The sequence below is a fragment of the Xenorhabdus bakwenae genome (genome assembly GCF_030272115.1).
Classification (GTDB): domain Bacteria; phylum Pseudomonadota; class Gammaproteobacteria; order Enterobacterales; family Enterobacteriaceae; genus Xenorhabdus; species Xenorhabdus bakwenae.
This window is the reverse complement of the sequence record NZ_CP119194.1, coordinates 1948092-1965910: the sequence shown is the minus strand read 5'-3', so window position 1 is coordinate 1965910 and position 17819 is coordinate 1948092. Positions and strand designations below refer to the sequence as shown.

Sequence of the window (17819 nt, the reverse complement as noted above, 5' to 3'; positions counted from 1 at the left end):
TCACTCTCCCAATTCCCATATCTGGACATCCAAACAGCCACCTGCAACCCGTTCACCCCGTATGATCCGCATATCATCAATCTGTTCGTCATCGGCCCAGAAATTGGCATGAGTCAGCGAATCGAAAACCGCTTTAGGCAGGTTATCGATATCTCTTCGTCGTCTGTCTGGAGGATTGGCTGTAATTGAGATTTTGATGCGGGATGTGGTGTTGATATTGAGGTTCTGCTGCTTGATGAGTTCTATGATTTTTTGTCGGTATTTGGTGCCTTTTTCTGAAATGTAATGGCTGCGTGCGGTATGTCGCCAATAGGTATTATTCGATGGCGGCCACGGCAATTTTAAATTGTAGGTTTTCATAGTGCGCCAACTAATCCCCTCCGCGTCAGTTCTTTGATGGTCAACACAATCGATCTGTCCATCTCGTGCCGGCGTTCATCTCTGCTCATATCCAGCCCATTATCGATAGCATAATGACATTCAGAACACAGGGCCGCTGTCAGGCTGTCATCAACCTTTAGCCCCATGCCTTTCCCTTCGTTCCGGTGTGCGACCTGAATGCCATATTTGCCACATCGAACACAGCATTCAATCTGACCGACTGCGGCCAGCCATTTTTTACTACGGTAACGCGATGCTCGACTTTTATGGTGAGTTGAAATGACATAGCCGCTCCTTTATAACTTTAAGTCGTCAAAAATAGAGAAATAAAGGAACAAAAGGCTATGTCACAGCAAGATTTTATCATTTGGGTATTTTGTTGGGTAGATGAAAATCTAACGGTGTTACAGCAAGGCACACGGTTCAGAAGCCGGGGATATCCACCTAAGCTGAGCGATGCGGAAGCCATCACGATGGAAGTGGTGGGCGAATTTTTAGAATTTTCAACGGATAAAGGCATTTGGACGTACTTTCGTGACCACTGGCGCGAGTGGTTTCCGGGACTGGGTTCACGCGCCAATTTCGCTAAACAGATTTCGAATCTTTGGGTTGTTAAACAACAACTGCAAGAAAAGCTGGCGAGGTTATTGGGCGCGCCCGACAGGCCGGTACATATTATCGACGGATTTCCGCTGCCCGTCTGTGGATTCAAAAGAGCAAAAGGTAGTGCCAACAGCCAATTATGGGTACTGTGCCGCCAAAAACGAAACTTACTACGGCTTCAAAGGACATCTCATGATAGACGAAATCGGCGTGGTAACCGGGTTTACGATGACTCCCGCCAATGTCAGTGAGCGTGAAGCAACCTGGGATGTGATCGGTTCGATAAAAGGCTATTTGCTGGGTGATAAAGGGTATTTAGGCGTTGAATTTAAACAGGAAATGAAGGCAGAGGGGATTGAAATGATTACCCCAGTGCGTGCCAATAGGGATGATCCCATCCCCAGAAAAACGAGAAGGGTCATTAACGCCAAACGCCGTTTAATTGAAACCGTGATTGGTCAACTCGCCGGACAATTTGCTATCGAGAAGTGCTGGGCACGGGATTTGTGGCATTTGAGTAATCGAATTGCCAGAAAACTGCTTTCTCACACATTGGGTATTTTTGCCAATTTTAAACAAGGTAAAAGTCAACGCGACTGGCTTCAACAAGCCAACGTTATAGGATGTTAAAGTCGAGCATCGCGTTAATAATATCAAATTAACGCTTTGGAGTCATGACCTCATAGCTACCCGTTCATTACTCCATGTAGGGTATTGTAATTATACCAATCCAACTTCAAGATGCGTGTTATATTTCCCCGCACAGCGAGGAAATATAAGGCCTCGCATTGTCAGGCGGATTGCAACTTGAAGTTTATCGAGTATAGAATGGGGATTTATTAAAAAATAGTGATTATTTTAATTATTTTACAATATAACTGTCATATGGAGTTAAGATGCATGGATTAGCTACATCGCGGGATTGGGTATACAGGGCACCCGAGACTAGCAAAGTCGAAAGAATAGAGGCTTATTTTTTAAATCATGCCTATTCCCCTCACAGACACGACACCTATGCAATTGGAAAAACCTTGTTTGGAGTCCAAAGTTTTCACTATCGTGGTCACATGCAACACAGTCTTCCTGGTAATACTATTGTATTACATCCTGACGAAGTTCATGATGGCGAGGCTGGGACGAGTTCTGGCTTCCGTTATCAAATGATATATATCGAACCATCAATGATACAAGAAATAATAAAGGGAAAGCCATTACCATTTATAAAAAATGGGATAACCAAAGATCCTAATATTTTCAAGGCAATAAACGCATTATTACAAAATATGGATTGCAGAATAGACCCTATGGAGGAGGAGGATGCTCTTTATGATTTGGTTATCTCATTAGTTGAAGCAAGTGGAACTCCTTTAAATAGAAGGAGAAATTTTGATTATTTCGCTGCAGAAAGAGCAAGAGAGTATATTCATTCAAATTTAGATAAAAATATAACATTAGATGAACTTGAGCGCAGCGCAAATCGTGATCGCTGGAGTCTTTCGAGAGATTTCAGGTTACTATTCGGAACCAGTCCTCATAGATATATGACAATGCGAAGGTTAGATGTAGTAAAATCCAGTCTAATTGTTGGAGAGTCCATTACTGATGCTGCATTGATCGCGGGCTTCTTCGATCAAAGTCATATGGCAAGACATTTCACAAAAACATTCGGAGTAACACCAGCACATTGGAAAAATATAAATAAAGAAAAGTATATTTAAATAAATTAATTTGCGCCCTTTTTTGACAGGGTGCTTTAGAACCATTATACTAATAAAGATAAAAACAAAATGCAATCGAACGTCATAAGAATAATAGAAGCTATCTTATATATTATGAACAATAAGTATTGAGATGATTGCTTCCTTATTATCCCGACTAATGAAATCCATAAGAAACCGATAGGAATCACAATTATGATAAATAGCAATATAAAAAAACGAATTCATTTATACTATCAAATGAATATTTCGGTATAACGCAACAACCACCGACTTTAGTCGGTGGTTGTTGCGTTTTCCTGATAACCTTTGAACATTCTACTATAGTTTTATATGCTAATGCTGTACCTAAGCTATATCCAAAAAAGATAGAAGGGCAATTAAGTAATGGTAACAATTCTGGTAATAAATCATTGATTAAGATATTTGCATCTAAGCATGGTTCTTCACCATATCTACTTTCTCGACCAGGTAAGTGAACTGGGCAAATTTCAACATCGGAATCAAAGAGTTCGTACCACAAACGATATGATGAAGTACCTCCACTTCCAAATGGAAAACAAATAATTCGAAGTCGATTTTTTTAACATCTCGAAATGTGAAATCCATTTTTTCTGCATCATTATTTGGAACCATTCTTTGTTGATGAAAAATAATAATTCTCTGTTGGAATTTTCCAATCTTCACGTGTATACCAATCCAACTTCAAGATGCGTGTTATATTTCCCCTCACAGCAGGGAAATATAAGGCCTCGCGTCGTCTTGCGGATTGCAACTTGAAGTTTATCGGAAATAGGAGTAAAAATATCGAAATCAATTGTGTCTTCAATAGATATTTCATTATGTGGAATATTAGCAGGTAAATTTAAAACATCCCCCGATTTTAAATCAATCATATGCTCTAAATTTTCACCATACTGAAATCTAATATGACCGGTTAATATCCAAGTAACTTATCCATTTGGATGTGAATGTGTTTGAACACAAGCACCAGATTTCATATAAAATTTAACAATAGTTAATTCGTCACCATGAATAACTTGTCTTTCTATAGATTCTGAAATATTTTCTCTTGGTATCTCATCCCAATTAACTAAGCAACGTTTAAAAATGGAGGACATGATGTACACACCTTATATTAAGTTAACACCGACAAAAAAATCATATGTCATAAAAATGGCAACAACAGCCAGCAGAACGCCCATTACTTTATTTAGAAGATTAATCCAGGAGTCATTCCTTATCTGTTTACCAATAACTGCTCCAAAGAATGAGTAAAGTCCAGGTGCGCCTGCCCCACCAATTGAAATCAATACCGATACCAAAAATATCATTGGCCCTGTAACATGAGCAGCAGGATACATAACCGTAGTGACAGGTAAGACTACAAGTACGCCTTTGGGATTTAATGCTTGAATTAAAAAACCATCCCAAAACGTGAGGATTTCATCAGATACAGTTCTTCCATCTCCTTTATTCAACTGTATATTAGATGTCACCATTTTAAATGAAAGATAAAATGTATATAAAGCCCCAAGCAATGAAATGTAAGGCAGATACTTATGAGATATAATAGCTTCTCCTGCATATCCAAATAATATAAATAACGTTAACATTGCACAACCTACACCAATAAAAAAGCCAATTGTTTTTTTAAACTGACCTGTTATACCTGCATTCATTCCCATAAAGTTAACAGGGCCAGGGCTATACACCACACCAAGAGTATAAAGTAATATTTCCATAAAATTTCTCTACGTTAATAATTTGAATAAATAAAAATCATTTAATTTAGAAATAGAATTCTACTTATTAAAAATTGAATTTGCATATATGATTAGCATGACAAGCCGCAACTTCCATGCATTATTTTATGTGGTTATATAAACTTTCCACTGTTAAACATCTGAATAAACTATCTAATGGGAACCTGGCAAAAATCACATGCAAGCAGTTTCGATTCTTGCTGGAGTATGGAGTAAATGCAATCCAAACCGTTAAATCAATAAATACGTTCAAAATAGCTGATGTTGCATCAAATACCAAATCCAAGTAACCAATATGTTATTCCGTCATATGAAACCTCAACACCTTCGTTTCGAGCTATTTTTATTCCTTCCCAACAACGAATGTAATTTCAAATTTGTTATTTTTTTATTTTATACATTAGGTTCAGTCCAATACTACCGGGACAAACTATTTACAGTGGAGTGGTTCATTTTTTATAATGATAAAACTCTTTTTTTTATATGTATTGTATGTGTATTGTATGTTTGTGCAAAGTTGATTGATCAATTATTATTCCAATGTAACGAGTGGCTGATTTTATTATTCCTTTAAATAAGAAAAATTTTAATTTAATACATTGATTTTATTTCAATAAAATTTTTTGAATAAATAGAGCTTTTGCCAGATTACAAGAGGTTTTGTCGCATTAGGCCATGCTCGGGTAGTCTATCATTTTTTCTTGAGTGAATTGGAGATATCTCTGATCCGAAATGCGTTCAAATCCCTGCATTAGGCTGTGTCCCTTAATATAAATTGATAGTATTATCATCTAAATAGCTTTTAAAAATGGTAAGCGAATCAAAGAAACTCAGTCCTATTTTTGCGAACTTTTTAATCACAAAACCCAAAAACCACAAAAAGGAAGGACTGAGTTATGCCTATCGTACCCCTCATTCCCCGAAATGAACGGCGACAGATGAGAAAAATCGTCCAAAAAACGCCGGATAAAAACTATGCCCGCCGGATCATGGCGATACTCCTATTACATCAGGGGGAATCTGTTGCTCAAGTCGCCAAAACTCTTTGTACCGTACATTGAGATCTGCCTGGTCTTTGTGTGCATAAACCACATAGTAAGCCCGTTCTTGCTTATCATCCCGGCTACGCCGGATCAGGAGATAATAACCATAACTGTGTTCCTCTTGGCAAGAGCCGCTTTCTCATCTGAACTAATTGTACCAATCAATTTAGCCCCTAATGCTTTTGCTCACTGGCAGGCAATCAAACCTACGCCTCCTGCGGCGGCATGGAACAGGAACATTTCCCCAGCCTGAATTTTATGGGTTTGTCGGAAAAGGTAATAAATCTCCCGCTTAGATATCATTACTTCCAGATTACACCTCAACATATAGGTCAGCTCCCCGCAAATACACCGGGCCATGATATCAACAGGCTAATGCTGAAGTTTGACCATATTTTGAGTCAGGGACATTTCCAGTTCCCCCAATAAAAAATACCATATTATCCAGACAGGGATTAATGCGACAGAAGCATGATAGTCACTTATGAAGAGATAAGCCTTTTATTGCTTTATCTACAGATTTCTTTGGGCCATGCACAGCGAGGCCAACTAAATTCATATTATCAGCATCTTCTGCTAAAAAAACCGCTCGATTCGCTTCATCATGACCTGTTGAAAACATTGTGTAGACGTAAGGAACTAGAAGTAAATCCCGCTCCAAGCCTTTCCTGTGAACACTTTGAAGTGCCTTAAGATCAGCACCAAAAATAAGCATAGGCTGCCCAGACATACAACCATATTTATGACCAGAAGAGTCGATATATGGGGTACCTATAATCTCAGATGCAGATGAGGAAACACCCGTTGCGAGGAATGCAACGACATTAAGTTTTTGCCACGTTTGTAAGTCATCTCGCACTATAAAAGCAATTTTCGTATCAAACATCTTAAACATCTCTCTACGTGTTGTTATGTGACAGTATATTTAATTAACGATAGAATACTTGTCTTGTACGTTTGTGCATCGATGCAGGTGTAGTGACATGTTAAAACAACGGCACCAGACGCGTATGTATAGCAAAATCATACTAATATGTCATAATATCCAAATCCAAAATGACAAGGCATAAAGTGAAATGGGTTACAGTCTAGATTTTCGAAAAAGAGTACTGGCATACAAAGATAAGCATTCGTTGACTTTCGAACAAACGAGTGCCCATTTTGAGATTTCTATTCGTACCCTGTTCCGGTGGAGTCATAAAATAGAACCTTGCATGACGCGTGATAAGCCTCCCATGAAAATTCCTGATGAGGTGCTCATCGCGGATGTCCAAAATTTTCCTGATGACTATCAATGGGAAAGAGCAAAGCGCTTAGGGGTCTCACAATCGGCGATTCATTACGCGTTGAAACGGCTTCGCCTCACTCATAAAAAAAACCTTAAAACATCCTCGCGCTGATCCTCAGCTTCGTCAGGCGTTTGTCGAGCGCATCAGCGGCTATAAACAGGAAGGCAAACCGATTGTGTATTTGGATGAAAGTGGTTTCGCGCAGTCAATGCCACGGATATACGGGTATTCAGAGAAAGGGCAGCGTTGTTTTGGTACACAGGATTGGCACGCGAAAGGCCGTATTAACGTGATTGGAGCCATTCTCGAAAATACGTTCATCACCTTAAGCTTATTTACTGGCAACATTAACGCCGATGTCTTTCATGCGTGGGTGACGCAGGATTTATTGCCCAAACTCCCACACGGTGCCGTGATAGTCATGGATAATGCGCGTTTTCATAAACGACTTGATACGATACAAGCGATAGCAGAGAGTCAATATCAATTAGAGTGGCTGCCCGCTTATAGTCCGGACTTGAATCCCATAGAACACAAATGGGGTGGGGCAAAAGCGATAAGAAGACAAAAAAGATGTTCAGTTGATGAGGTGTTCACCGAGCACATCGAGTGTGTCAGGTTATGTTGATTCTGCTATATGAGAGAAGTTCTTGTTCCAAGAGGTTGACAGATGATTGCATTGAACACTTCCCCTGTTTTCAGGAAAAAATGTCATAAACTATCATGCCACTACACTAATTATGATACATGTTGATTATGTCAAATTGTATTGATTTAACTATAGATCAACGTGGCTTACCCAAATGCTTTAAGATAGTTTTTGCAGCCGTAACACAGAGTTGCATGTGTGAGCTAGCATAAAGAGGTTTACACGAGTCCCAATTAACCAGAGCGCTTAAATATGCGTCGTTTTCAGGGGTTTTAAGCGTTTGTGTTACTATGTGTTTTCCATTATAAACTCCGTAATATCAAAACGTTGAATTCCTGACTCAGGCACTACACTATTTTTCTATTTTAGACACTAAAAATAGCTATTGTGTTACGGTTTAGGGTTCATTAAGGTAATTTATAGTGTATAAAAGCGCAGTATATTACTAAAAGCGGTAGATTTAGAAAGTGAATAATTCGTTGATATTGATAGAAAATAACGGAAAAAGGTTGAAATGGCACTATTAATTACCAAACGCTGTATCAATTGTGATATGTGTGAACCCGAATGCCCTAATCAGGCCATCACAATGGGCACAGAGATCTACGAAATTGAGCCTGAACGCTGTACCGAGTGTATCGGGCACTACGAAAAACCAACTTGCCAATCTGTCTGCCCGATTACGAACACCATTATTCTTGATCCTAATCATCAGGAAACTGAAGAGCAGTTATGGGATAAGTTTGTGCTTCTACATCATGCTGATAAGATCTGAATTTAATTTTCCAATATCACCGTCGCACAGGCATAACGTCGTTCATCTGCGAGTGTGACATGCATCGATTTTACCCGCAGTTTGTTAGCCAGCACTGCGGCCTCTCCATGAAGTTTCAAAGTGGGTTTTCCCAGTGGATCATTAGTCACTTCAAATTGATTAAAGGCCAGTCCATTGCGGATACCTGTTCCAAACGCTTTAGCTGCCGCTTCCTTGACAGCAAACCGTTTTGCCAGGAAGCGGACAGGCTGATTATGCTGTTGATATTGCTGCCATTCCCTGTCACTCAGAATTCGCCTTGCCAGACGTTCGCCTGAACGCCCGACAATTTCTTCAATGCGGGATATTTCAACAATATCTGTGCCTAATCCAAGAATGGCCATTAACGGCGAGCTTCCCGTAATAAAGTTTTCATATCCGTAACAGCCGCAGACAGGCCACTGAATACAGCACGACCAATAATGGCATGTCCTATATTCAATTCATAAATTTCAGGTAAGGCGGCAATACGCTGCACATTGTGGTAGGTCAAGCCGTGGCCTGCATTGACTTTAAGCCCTTTAGCGGCTGCGTAAGTTGCAGCTTCTCTGATACGCTGAAATTCTTTTTCCTGCTGTACCTCATTCCCTGCATCTGCATACGCACCCGTGTGAATTTCAATAAATGGCGCTCCAACTTCGACAGCAGCATCAATTTGCTGGTGATCCGCATCAATGAACAAAGACACTAAAATCCCCGCTTCTGATAAAGTCTTAACCGCCGCAGCAATGTGCGCTTTTTGTCCAGACACAGCCAATCCCCCTTCGGTTGTGACCTCTTGACGCTTTTCAGGGACTAAACAACAGAAAGCAGGTTTGATTTGGCAAGCAATCTCCACCATCTCATCTGTGACCGCCATTTCAAGGTTCATGCGGGTTTGGATTGTATTTTTTAATAATTGAACATCTCTGTCAGTAATATGGCGGCGATCTTCACGTAGGTGAACGGTTATACCATCTGCACCCGCTTGCTCTGCAACAAATGCAGCCTGAACGGGATCAGGGTATTGTGTCCCACGGGCATTACGCAAGGTTGCAATGTGATCAATGTTGATACCTAACAATACCTCAGCCATTTTTAGCTCCTGCAATAATATAAGATTTAATAAAGTCTACACTCTTCATCATGAAAAAGTGGCTTACTTTAGTTTTCATTTTTCTTGTTGGGGTTATCCGTTTTTTTACGTACGAATTGACGAAACAGCTCACGGCTTTTTAACGGTTTCCCCCCCAGATAAGGTTTCAAGGCAATGCGAGTAAAACGCTTCGCTGCTTTCAAGGTTACCTGATCGGGAAATTCACGACTTGCCAATGCCTTGAGTTCATAACCTGTAAAACAGTAATGATCCACAACCAAACTGGCGATAAACCCTTTTTCTTCACGATAACGGTATGTCATGGTATCCGATACCGGTTCACCACTGCCCGCACAGTGAAGATAATCTATCCCGTATCCCATATTGGTGAGTAGCGCTAATTCAAAACGACGCAATGCACATTCTGGTGTGTATTCACTCGCTGCAAGCGATTGTAAACATTGGAGGTAATCAAAAAAAAGTGCGGGATATGCCGTTCCGTGCTCAAGGAGTCGGGATAAGAGTTCATTCACATACAAACCGCTGTAGAGCACACTTCCCGTTAAGGGGAGAGCCAATGAGACAGGCTCTGCATCTCTTAATGTCTTGATTTCACCCCGCCCACTCCAACAAATAAGCAGCGGGGTGAAAGGTTGCAAGCAACCTTTAAGGTTGGAGCGACGGCTGCGTGCCCCTTTCGCTAAAACACGTACCCGCCCTTCATTTTCAGTAAAAAAATCCAGCAATAAACTGGTTTCACTGTAAGGGCGCCCATGAAGCACAAAGGCTCTCTGCCAGCCGTCCACACATCAGCCTTATAAGTCGTCGATGTAACCGAGGCTACGCAGCGCTCGTTCATCATCAGCCCAACCCGCTTTCACTTTCACCCACAATTCCAGGTGGATTTTCATATCAAACAGCTTTTCCATATCTTGACGGGCTTCTATGCCAATCTTCTTGATTTTGCTTCCTTTATTACCAATCACCATTTTCTTCTGGCCATCGCGCTCTACCAGAATCAAACCGTGGATGGTGTAACCGCCACGTTCATTGGTAACAAATTGCTCAATTTCCACTGTCACGGAATAGGGGAGTTCCTCACCCAAAAAACGCATCAGTTTTTCACGGATGATTTCTGACGCCATAAAACGCTGTGAGCGATCAGTAATGTAATCCTCAGGGAAGTGATGATCCGCCTGGGGCATATGATCACGCACCAGGTTGGCAATGGTATCAACATTCATGCCTTTTTCAGCGCTAATCGGCACAACATCGATAAAATTCATCTGTTGGCTAAGAAAACCGATATGTGGCAGAAGAAGGGTTTTATCCGTCACATTGTCCACTTTATTGATAGCCAGTAGGACGGGACAACGCAAATGACGTAACTTATTCACCACCATTTCATCATCAGGTGTCCAATGCGTACCTTCTACAACAAAAATAACCAGTTCGACATCACCAATGGAGCTGCTCGCCGCACGGTTCATCAGGCGGTTGATCGCCCGCTTTTCTTCAATATGCAGACCCGGTGTATCAACATAGATGGTTTGATAAGCCCCTTCCGTATGGATCCCCATGATGCGATGCCGCGTTGTTTGAGGTTTACGGGAAGTGATGGATACTTTTTGGCCCAATAATTGATTCAATAACGTTGACTTACCAACATTAGGCCGACCGACTATTGCAACGAATCCGCAATAGTTTTTTTCTTCGCTCATTCAAGCTCCAGTTGTTTTAATGCTTGTTCCGCAGCCGCCTGTTCTGCCTTGCGGCGACTGGAACCGACTCCTCTGACAGGTTGTTCAAATCCACTGACCTGACAGTGAATTGTAAATTCCTGATCGTGTGCTTCCCCACGAACCTGAACAACCAGATATGTAGGCAACGGCAGATGGCGCCCTTGCAAATATTCTTGTAAACGTGTTTTAGGATCTTTTTGCTTATCGCCCGGGCTAATTTCATTCAAACGGGTTTCATACCAATTCAGGATAATCTTTTCAACTGTCTGAATATCGCTATCAAGAAAAGTAGCACCAATCAAAGCTTCAATGCTATCTGCTAAAATGGATTCGCGACGATGTCCGCCACTCTTTAACTCACCCGGTCCCAAACGCAGGCATTCACCTAACTCAAACTCTCTGGCTAGCTCCGCCAGAGTATTACCACGCACCAATGTTGCCCGCATGCGACTCATGTCCCCTTCATCAACACGGGGAAAACGATGGTAAAGGGCATTAGCAATGACAAAACTCAGGATTGAGTCACCAAGAAATTCCAAACGTTCATTATGCTTACTGCTGGCACTGCGGTGAGTCAACGCTTGAAGCAACAAATCGTGCTGTTTAAAGCTATATCCTAGCTTATGTTGTAACCGGCTCGTTATTATGGGGTTCATGTGCTACCAATTCAGTTAGAATTCATCAAATAAAAGCACACGCAACAGACCTGTGAGGCGATACCCATTCACAATTTATCTTGGGAACATTTTTTGCGATATGCCTTACAAAACTGTTGCGTTTGCACTGGTTCCCGAAGTATTCATCCTCTTCAGGAACCAGTCATCTCGTTTGAAAGAATATTCTACACTGTGAGATAAATTAATGCTGCGCTAATATATAAATATTAGTGAATTCCACCAATTCGACTGAAACGCACGCCAGTAGGCCATTCACCTTCCTGTTTTTCAAAGCTCATCCAAATAGCGGTTGCACGGCCTACCAGATTTTTCTCCGGTACAAATCCCCATGAACGACTATCATCACTATTGTCACGGTTATCACCCATGGCAAAATATTGCCCCTCAGGAACAACCCAAGTCCCCATTGGCAAGCCTTCTTGAGAGAAACCAGGGAAACGTTGTATTACAGGAATGGTCAAAATATGATGCGACACATGACCTAAAGTTTCGACTCTTTCATCCTGGCGAAGAGCGTATGGCCCGACGGGTTCATCGACAGGCACTTGATAAACACCACCTATACGAACGCCTTCTGGTGTCATATTTTCTTTTATTGTCCATTCACTTGGGAACACATTCCGGTAAGTAACAGGTAAATCGCCCTTACATTGTGTATTCCAGCCACAGCCAGGGTAAACCTGAAGCTCTTTATTGACGTAATCGTAAACGATCTTATCCCCAGGCAAACCAATAATGCGTTTTACAAAATCTATGCTTGGGTTCTTCGGATATTTGAAAACCGCAATATCTCCACGTTTAGGCTCGCCAGTCTTATACAAGGTTGTTTGCGTAATGGGATCTTTTAAACCATAAGCAAATTTTTCAACCAGAATGAAATCCCCGATCAACAATGTCGGCATCATTGAACCAGAAGGGATCTGAAAAGGTTCATAAACAAAAGAGCGCAGAACCAATACAATGGCTAACACCGGAAAGACAGAGGCAAGTGTTTCAACCCATGACGGTTTGTTAAGTCCTTTAGCCAAAGCTTCCTGAGCTTCTGTGCCTGTCGCCTGTTCCTGGATGTGAGCAAATCTTTTCTTACGTTCAGGTGCGAACTTAAATCGTTCTATGCACCAAAGAATACCGGTAATTAACGTTGCTAACGTTAATATCAAGGCAAAAGTGTTAGCCATTTGAACTCCTTACGACCTTGTGTTAATTATCTTTGCCAACATGCAGAATCGCTAAGAAGGCTTCCTGCGGCAGTTCAACATTTCCGACCTGCTTCATGCGTTTTTTACCTTCTTTCTGTTTCTGCAATAATTTTTTCTTACGACTGACGTCACCACCATAACATTTCGCCAGTACGTTTTTACGTAATTGCTTAACGGTAGAACGTGCAATAATGTGAGTTCCTATGGCAGCCTGAATGGCAATATCAAATTGCTGGCGTGGGATAAGCTCCTTCATTTTTTCCACCAGCTCACGACCACGGTATTGAGAATTCTCGCGGTGAGTAATCAATGCCAGAGCATCAACTCGCTCATTGTTAATCAAGACATCCACACGAACCATGTCCGAGTCCTGGAAACGGATGAAATTGTAATCCAACGAGGCGTAGCCACGAGAGGTTGATTTCAAACGGTCAAAGAAATCCAGAACCACTTCAGCCATTGGAATCTCATAAGTCAGTGCAACCTGATTACCGTGATAAACCATATTTGTCTGCACACCGCGTTTTTCTACGCAGAGTGTAATGACGTTACCAAGGTACTCTTTCGGCAACAACATGTGACATTCTGCAATCGGTTCACGCAGCTCCTCAATATTGTTCAATGGCGGCAACTTGGATGGACTATCAACGTAAATAATATCACCACTGGTTGTCTCAACTTCATAAACAACGGTTGGTGCCGTTGTGATCAAATCGAGATCATATTCACGCTCCAGACGTTCCTGAATGATTTCCATGTGCAGCAAGCCGAGGAAACCACAACGGAAACCGAAGCCCAACGCAGTGGAACTTTCTGGTTCATAGAATAATGAAGCGTCATTTAAGCTCAATTTACCCAACGCATCACGGAATGATTCATAGTCATCAGAGCTTATTGGGAACAGACCCGCATAAACCTGAGGTTTGACCTTTTTAAAACCAGGGAGTGCTTTTTCCGCAGGCTGACGGGCCGTTGTCAGGGTATCCCCAACGGGTGCCCCCAAAATATCTTTGATGGCACAAACCAACCAGCCCACTTCACCGCAATTCAATATATCACGGTCAATACGTTTCGGTGTGAAGATACCCAGACGATCAGCGTTATATACCTGTCCGGTGCTCATGACCTTAATTTTGTCACCCTTACGCAACGTACCGTTTTTGATGCGGACAAGTGAAACAACACCAAGGTAATTATCAAACCATGAGTCAATAATCAGGGCCTGTAATGGCGCGTCAGGATCGCCTTCCGGTGACGGTATCTCTTTCACCAGACGTTCAATAACATCCTGTACACCTACCCCCGTTTTTGCAGAACAGCGAACAGCATCTGTTGCATCAATACCAACAATGTCTTCGATTTCTTCAGCAACACGCTCTGGTTCGGCAGCAGGGAGGTCAATTTTATTCAGAACCGGAACCACTTCCAGATCCATTTCAATGGCGGTATAGCAGTTAGCCAATGTTTGGGCTTCCACTCCCTGGCCTGCGTCAACAACCAGCAAGGCTCCTTCACAAGCCGCCAGTGAACGGGAAACTTCGTAAGAGAAGTCAACATGCCCCGGCGTATCGATAAAGTTTAATTGGTAAACTTGCCCGTCATTTGCCTTGTAATCAAGAGTGACACTTTGTGCTTTGATCGTGATCCCACGTTCACGTTCCAGATCCATTGAATCCAGTACTTGTGCTGCCATTTCGCGATCAGACAGTCCACCACAGATTTGAATAATCCGGTCAGAGAGCGTGGACTTACCGTGGTCAATGTGGGCGATAATGGAGAAATTTCTTATTTGCTTCATTATTAAATCTTTTTGCCTTAATATTTCTGAATCATTCGCCTATGGACACATTGATGGACATAAAGCGACAGTTTATTGGTTCGGCCACTGGCCTGAAGCGCTGTATTCTACATGCCAAACCCGCGAAAACCAAACCCGTGAAAACTTAGCCATGTCTGTCATTTTCAGTATGACCCAGTTATTTTCAGTAATGATAAATTAAAATTGAAACTCGTAGGGTAAAACAGATTATTCTTGCTGTAGAACCTTAATCGAATCAGGCGGTAAGCCAATTTGTAACACGACAGGCTGGTACGCTTGCAAATTATCCCAATATGCAGCAATTTTGCGGGCAATGAAGAAACCAGCGACTCCACCGCCAATCCCCCCTAAGCAGATCCATAATTGGACAGGCGTCCAAAATTGGAAAAATACTGCCCCCAAAAACAAACCCAATAAGGGTGTCAAATAAACCAACATAGCTGAACGTAGCAGGCTGCTTTCAGGAATGCCTACTTCCACCTTCTGACCCGGTTGGAGGGGTTGAGAAATTTCCAGTTCCAACTGATGGATGCTTTCCGGCCCTATCTTTTCCAGTAAATAAGAACCACAGGCTGTTTTGGTTTGACAGCTACCGCAGCCTGAAGATGAACCATAACGTAATAATGCCCGGCCTTTGTGCCAACGGATAACCGTTGCCCACTCTTTAACCATCAGTTTTTCCCCGTAATCGTCACACTTGCTGCAATTTGTTCGGCTGTTGAGAAAGGCAGCTCACCAATGACTGTTATGCTGTTTTTGCCTCTGGCCAAAGTATAAACCGTTCTTCTGCCTTGTCGAAATGGTTGTTCATCAACAACCTTTTTATCTGAGTTCACCACATTGACAGAAAAATTAAACAATCCATCACTATACATGATGGATTCTAACCATTCTGTCTCTGATAGTTTCCGGCTGTTACGTGAAATTTCTTTGAAGCCGTCAGGCATTTTTCCAACCAGCCAATTGAATTTCAACTTATCAGCCGGAGGAATAAGTAGCATAGGAGGTAGTTTCAAATCAGTAATCACATTCAATTCCGTTTTAATATAGCCATTCACCGTTGATGACACGACACGGAATTGCTCAATGACTGTTTTATTATCCTTATCTAATAGGTCTATCAGCAAAGGGAGATGATTTTTCTCATCAATCAGCAGATTATAGTTATAGCGGGATTTATCTTTCGATATGATGCGTACAAAATTCACAGGATGATCGCCGACATTCGTGCTGCCTGCATCAATAAAACGATAAAATTTTTGCAATTGTGCAAAATCGGCAAAGATGATCGGCGGAAGATAATCGACGATATAAGCGCCACGGATACTAAATGAGTCTAATCCAGGTTCGTAATAGCTGATTTGGTCACCGCGCTGGATAATCTCTCTACGTGAGCCATCCATTTGGATGATTTGAGCAATAACCTGCCCATTAATAATGGCATGACGGTAACGTAAGGGAATGAGAAATTGCTGTGCTAAGATGATGAAGCCAAGCTCATAATCCAGCGTTTGCACGGACTTACTCATATCCTGTAACAAAGCCTCAGCATTGTTCTGTTGCGCTGAGGCCTTTAGAGGATTTATCAGGCTACTCGCCAATAAAAAAACGACAACCCAAGTCCGTTTCATCACGGTTGTTGTGACGGTTGTGGCACTTGCTCTTCAGGAGCCGGATTAGCCTGAGTGACCCCATGATTTTTTTCAGAGTGAATGCGCCGGGCGAGTTCATATTGCTGCAACATCGCATCAATTCGCTTATTGCTTTCTCGCACTTGCATACTCAAATCACCACCGAAAGTTTCTTCTTCGGCTGGGGAAGCTAAACCAACTGTTGAGGCTGTCCCCATCACAGGCAATGTGTTAAAAGCGGGTGCCTCAAATTGGTTATCTGTTTCAACACTGCTATTACTATTATACTGCTGGACACCGATAATCACGGTCAGCGATACACAGGCTGCAACACCAATTTGTGCAATTTGGCTCTTCCATGCGCGGATTTTATGCCAGAATGGCATGTTAGCCCATGTTTCAGGTTTTGGCTGAGATTCCAGAACAGCCGCTGGATTAATATGAATGGGTTCTTTTTCAAGCGCCAACGCGACTTGACTTGCAATATCCAAATGCAATACATCCCCCACATCGCCACGCAGCACATCACGCACCAGATGATAGCGCTCCCACTGTTTCTGCATGACCGCATCTTCAGAGACCAAATGAATTACTTCACTATCAAGAGCTTCTCCATCCATTAATGCGGAAAGTTTTTCTCTTTGCATGCCAAAGTACCCTTCAATATTGTTTTGTCCCACTGTTTCCACTAGTTATTGTTGGATCAGTGGTTGAACTTTATTATCAATTGCTTCCCTTGCCCGAAAAATTCGTGAACGCACAGTACCTACAGGGCATTCCATGATGTCGGCTATTTCTTCATAGCTCAATCCATCCAATTCCCTCAATGTAATCGCGACTCGCAAATCTTCTGGAAGCGATTCAATAGTGCGGAAAACCACTTCCTTCAATTCTTCAGACAACATTAAGTTCTCAGGGTTCGAAATTTCTTTTAATGAACTTGACGTATCATAATTCTCTGCATCGTTGGCATCCAGATCATTGGATGGTGGACGGCGCCCCTGAGCAACTAAATAATTTTTCGCAGTATTAACGGCAATACGGTACAACCATGTATAAAATGCACTATCACCCCGGAAAGAAGAAAGTGCCCGATAAGTCTTAATAAAAACCTCCTGAGCAACATCGGGAACGTCGCTTTGAGGTACGTAACGAGCAATCAGGCTCGCTACTTTGTGCTGGTATCTCATCACCAGCAAATTAAATGCTTTTTGGTCGCCCTTCTGGACGCGTTCAATCAGCATTTGATCCGTTAACTGCTCGCTCATCCGAGGTTCACTCTCCTGAGGTAAAACTCCACATTTATACTTAAATTAAACCAATATGATGTTCTGATTTCCCGAACAAGCATGACTTTGAGTATCAGTTCACTGTGAAGTTCAACTTTAGTTGTCATTTTGATTACAACCACCT

The 17819-nt window shown here is 41.9% G+C and carries 21 protein-coding genes and 3 pseudogenes; 6 read left to right on the top strand and 18 right to left on the bottom strand.

From position 1 onward, the window contains the following. On the bottom strand, positions 1-360 hold the full coding sequence (gene rusA, locus PXH59_RS10035) for a crossover junction endodeoxyribonuclease RusA (protein WP_285811539.1): 360 nt from the start codon (positions 358-360) through the stop codon (positions 1-3). Next, a complete protein-coding gene (locus PXH59_RS10030) occupies positions 357-662 on the bottom strand; it encodes a hypothetical protein (protein WP_285811734.1) in 306 nt (101 codons plus the stop codon). Before PXH59_RS10030 ends, rusA begins: the two co-directional genes overlap by 4 nt. 63 nt (positions 663-725) lie before the next feature. Here PXH59_RS10030 and PXH59_RS10025 point away from each other — a divergent pair. Beyond that, positions 726-1614, top strand: a pseudogene (locus PXH59_RS10025) (IS982 family transposase). Between the two features lie 266 nt (positions 1615-1880). Then, positions 1881-2702 carry an AraC family transcriptional regulator gene (locus PXH59_RS10020; protein WP_285811538.1) on the top strand — a complete coding sequence of 274 codons (822 nt, stop codon included), beginning with the start codon at positions 1881-1883 and terminating at the stop codon, positions 2700-2702. Between the two features lie 193 nt (positions 2703-2895). Here the strand turns inward: PXH59_RS10020 and PXH59_RS20090 are convergent, their stop codons facing one another. The 3 genes from PXH59_RS20090 to PXH59_RS10010 all read right to left on the bottom strand — a co-directional run bounded on the left by PXH59_RS20090 (position 2896) and on the right by PXH59_RS10010 (position 4447). Beyond that, complete coding sequence (locus tag PXH59_RS20090; RefSeq protein WP_434223376.1) at positions 2896-3267, bottom strand: thioesterase II family protein; 372 nt, start codon at positions 3265-3267, stop codon at positions 2896-2898. Between the two features lie 388 nt (positions 3268-3655). Then, positions 3656-3823, bottom strand: coding sequence for a cupin domain-containing protein (locus tag PXH59_RS10015; protein WP_285811537.1), 168 nt, complete (start codon positions 3821-3823; stop codon positions 3656-3658). Between the two features lie 12 nt (positions 3824-3835). Continuing rightward, the gene (locus tag PXH59_RS10010; RefSeq protein WP_285811536.1) at positions 3836-4447 is read right to left on the bottom strand and encodes a LysE family translocator; all 612 of its coding nucleotides are present in this window, start codon (positions 4445-4447) and stop codon (positions 3836-3838) included. A 917-nt stretch (positions 4448-5364) separates the two neighbouring features. Between PXH59_RS10010 and PXH59_RS10005 the strand changes: the two are divergent. Continuing rightward, positions 5365-5517: pseudogene (locus PXH59_RS10005) on the top strand (IS630 family transposase); the annotation flags it as partial. 87 nt (positions 5518-5604) lie between these two features. Here the strand turns inward: PXH59_RS10005 and PXH59_RS10000 are convergent. Then, positions 5605-5796, bottom strand: a pseudogene (locus PXH59_RS10000) (zinc-binding dehydrogenase); the annotation flags it as partial. A 193-nt stretch (positions 5797-5989) separates the two neighbouring features. Next, positions 5990-6397, bottom strand: a complete 408-nt coding sequence (locus PXH59_RS09995) for a DUF2000 domain-containing protein (RefSeq protein WP_285811535.1) — start codon at positions 6395-6397, stop codon at positions 5990-5992. A gap of 190 nt (positions 6398-6587) precedes the next feature. On the opposite strand from PXH59_RS09995, the gene PXH59_RS09990 reads away from it, so the two are divergent. From PXH59_RS09990 to PXH59_RS09980, 3 genes are all read left to right on the top strand, one after another. Beyond that, complete coding sequence (locus PXH59_RS09990; protein ID WP_285808283.1) at positions 6588-6911, top strand: IS630 transposase-related protein; 324 nt, start codon at positions 6588-6590, stop codon at positions 6909-6911. Beyond that, positions 6880-7428 carry an IS630 family transposase gene (locus PXH59_RS09985; protein ID WP_285811610.1) on the top strand — a complete coding sequence of 183 codons (549 nt, stop codon included), beginning with the start codon at positions 6880-6882 and terminating at the stop codon, positions 7426-7428. The genes PXH59_RS09990 and PXH59_RS09985 overlap by 32 nt, the downstream gene beginning before the upstream one ends. 535 nt (positions 7429-7963) lie before the next feature. After that, a complete protein-coding gene (locus tag PXH59_RS09980; protein ID WP_285811533.1) occupies positions 7964-8224 on the top strand; it encodes a YfhL family 4Fe-4S dicluster ferredoxin in 261 nt (86 codons plus the stop codon). Between the two features lie 2 nt (positions 8225-8226). On the opposite strand, the gene acpS is transcribed toward PXH59_RS09980, so the two are convergent. From acpS to rpoE, 11 genes are all read right to left on the bottom strand, one after another. Next, positions 8227-8607 (bottom strand): holo-ACP synthase, encoded by a 381-nt coding sequence (acpS, locus tag PXH59_RS09975; protein ID WP_047768492.1) that lies wholly within the window; start codon positions 8605-8607, stop codon positions 8227-8229. Then, a complete protein-coding gene (gene pdxJ, locus PXH59_RS09970; protein WP_285811532.1) occupies positions 8607-9338 on the bottom strand; it encodes a pyridoxine 5'-phosphate synthase in 732 nt (243 codons plus the stop codon). The genes acpS and pdxJ overlap by 1 nt, the downstream gene beginning before the upstream one ends. 68 nt (positions 9339-9406) lie before the next feature. Continuing rightward, the gene (gene recO / locus PXH59_RS09965) at positions 9407-10144 is read right to left on the bottom strand and encodes a DNA repair protein RecO (protein ID WP_285811530.1); all 738 of its coding nucleotides are present in this window, start codon (positions 10142-10144) and stop codon (positions 9407-9409) included. 9 nt (positions 10145-10153) lie between these two features. Next, on the bottom strand, positions 10154-11059 hold the full coding sequence (gene era / locus PXH59_RS09960) for a GTPase Era (RefSeq protein WP_285811529.1): 906 nt from the start codon (positions 11057-11059) through the stop codon (positions 10154-10156). After that, complete coding sequence (gene rnc / locus PXH59_RS09955) at positions 11056-11736, bottom strand: ribonuclease III (protein WP_047768501.1); 681 nt, start codon at positions 11734-11736, stop codon at positions 11056-11058. Before rnc ends, era begins: the two co-directional genes overlap by 4 nt. A 227-nt stretch (positions 11737-11963) precedes the next feature. After that, complete coding sequence (gene lepB, locus PXH59_RS09950) at positions 11964-12935, bottom strand: signal peptidase I (RefSeq protein WP_285811527.1); 972 nt, start codon at positions 12933-12935, stop codon at positions 11964-11966. 22 nt (positions 12936-12957) lie between these two features. Further along, a complete protein-coding gene (lepA, locus tag PXH59_RS09945) occupies positions 12958-14754 on the bottom strand; it encodes a translation elongation factor 4 (RefSeq protein WP_047768505.1) in 1797 nt (598 codons plus the stop codon). A 228-nt stretch (positions 14755-14982) separates the two neighbouring features. Then, a complete protein-coding gene (gene rseC / locus PXH59_RS09940; protein WP_285811526.1) occupies positions 14983-15447 on the bottom strand; it encodes a SoxR-reducing system protein RseC in 465 nt (154 codons plus the stop codon). Beyond that, entirely contained in the window at positions 15447-16406 is a 960-nt protein-coding gene (gene rseB, locus PXH59_RS09935) for a sigma-E factor regulatory protein RseB (RefSeq protein WP_285811525.1), read from the bottom strand. Before rseB ends, rseC begins: the two co-directional genes overlap by 1 nt. Further along, positions 16406-17053 carry an anti-sigma-E factor RseA gene (gene rseA / locus PXH59_RS09930; RefSeq protein ID WP_285811524.1) on the bottom strand — a complete coding sequence of 216 codons (648 nt, stop codon included), beginning with the start codon at positions 17051-17053 and terminating at the stop codon, positions 16406-16408. The genes rseB and rseA overlap by 1 nt, the downstream gene beginning before the upstream one ends. A 45-nt stretch (positions 17054-17098) precedes the next feature. Beyond that, the gene (gene rpoE, locus PXH59_RS09925) at positions 17099-17674 is read right to left on the bottom strand and encodes an RNA polymerase sigma factor RpoE (RefSeq protein WP_047768512.1); all 576 of its coding nucleotides are present in this window, start codon (positions 17672-17674) and stop codon (positions 17099-17101) included. Positions 17675-17819: the final 145 nt, after the last annotated feature.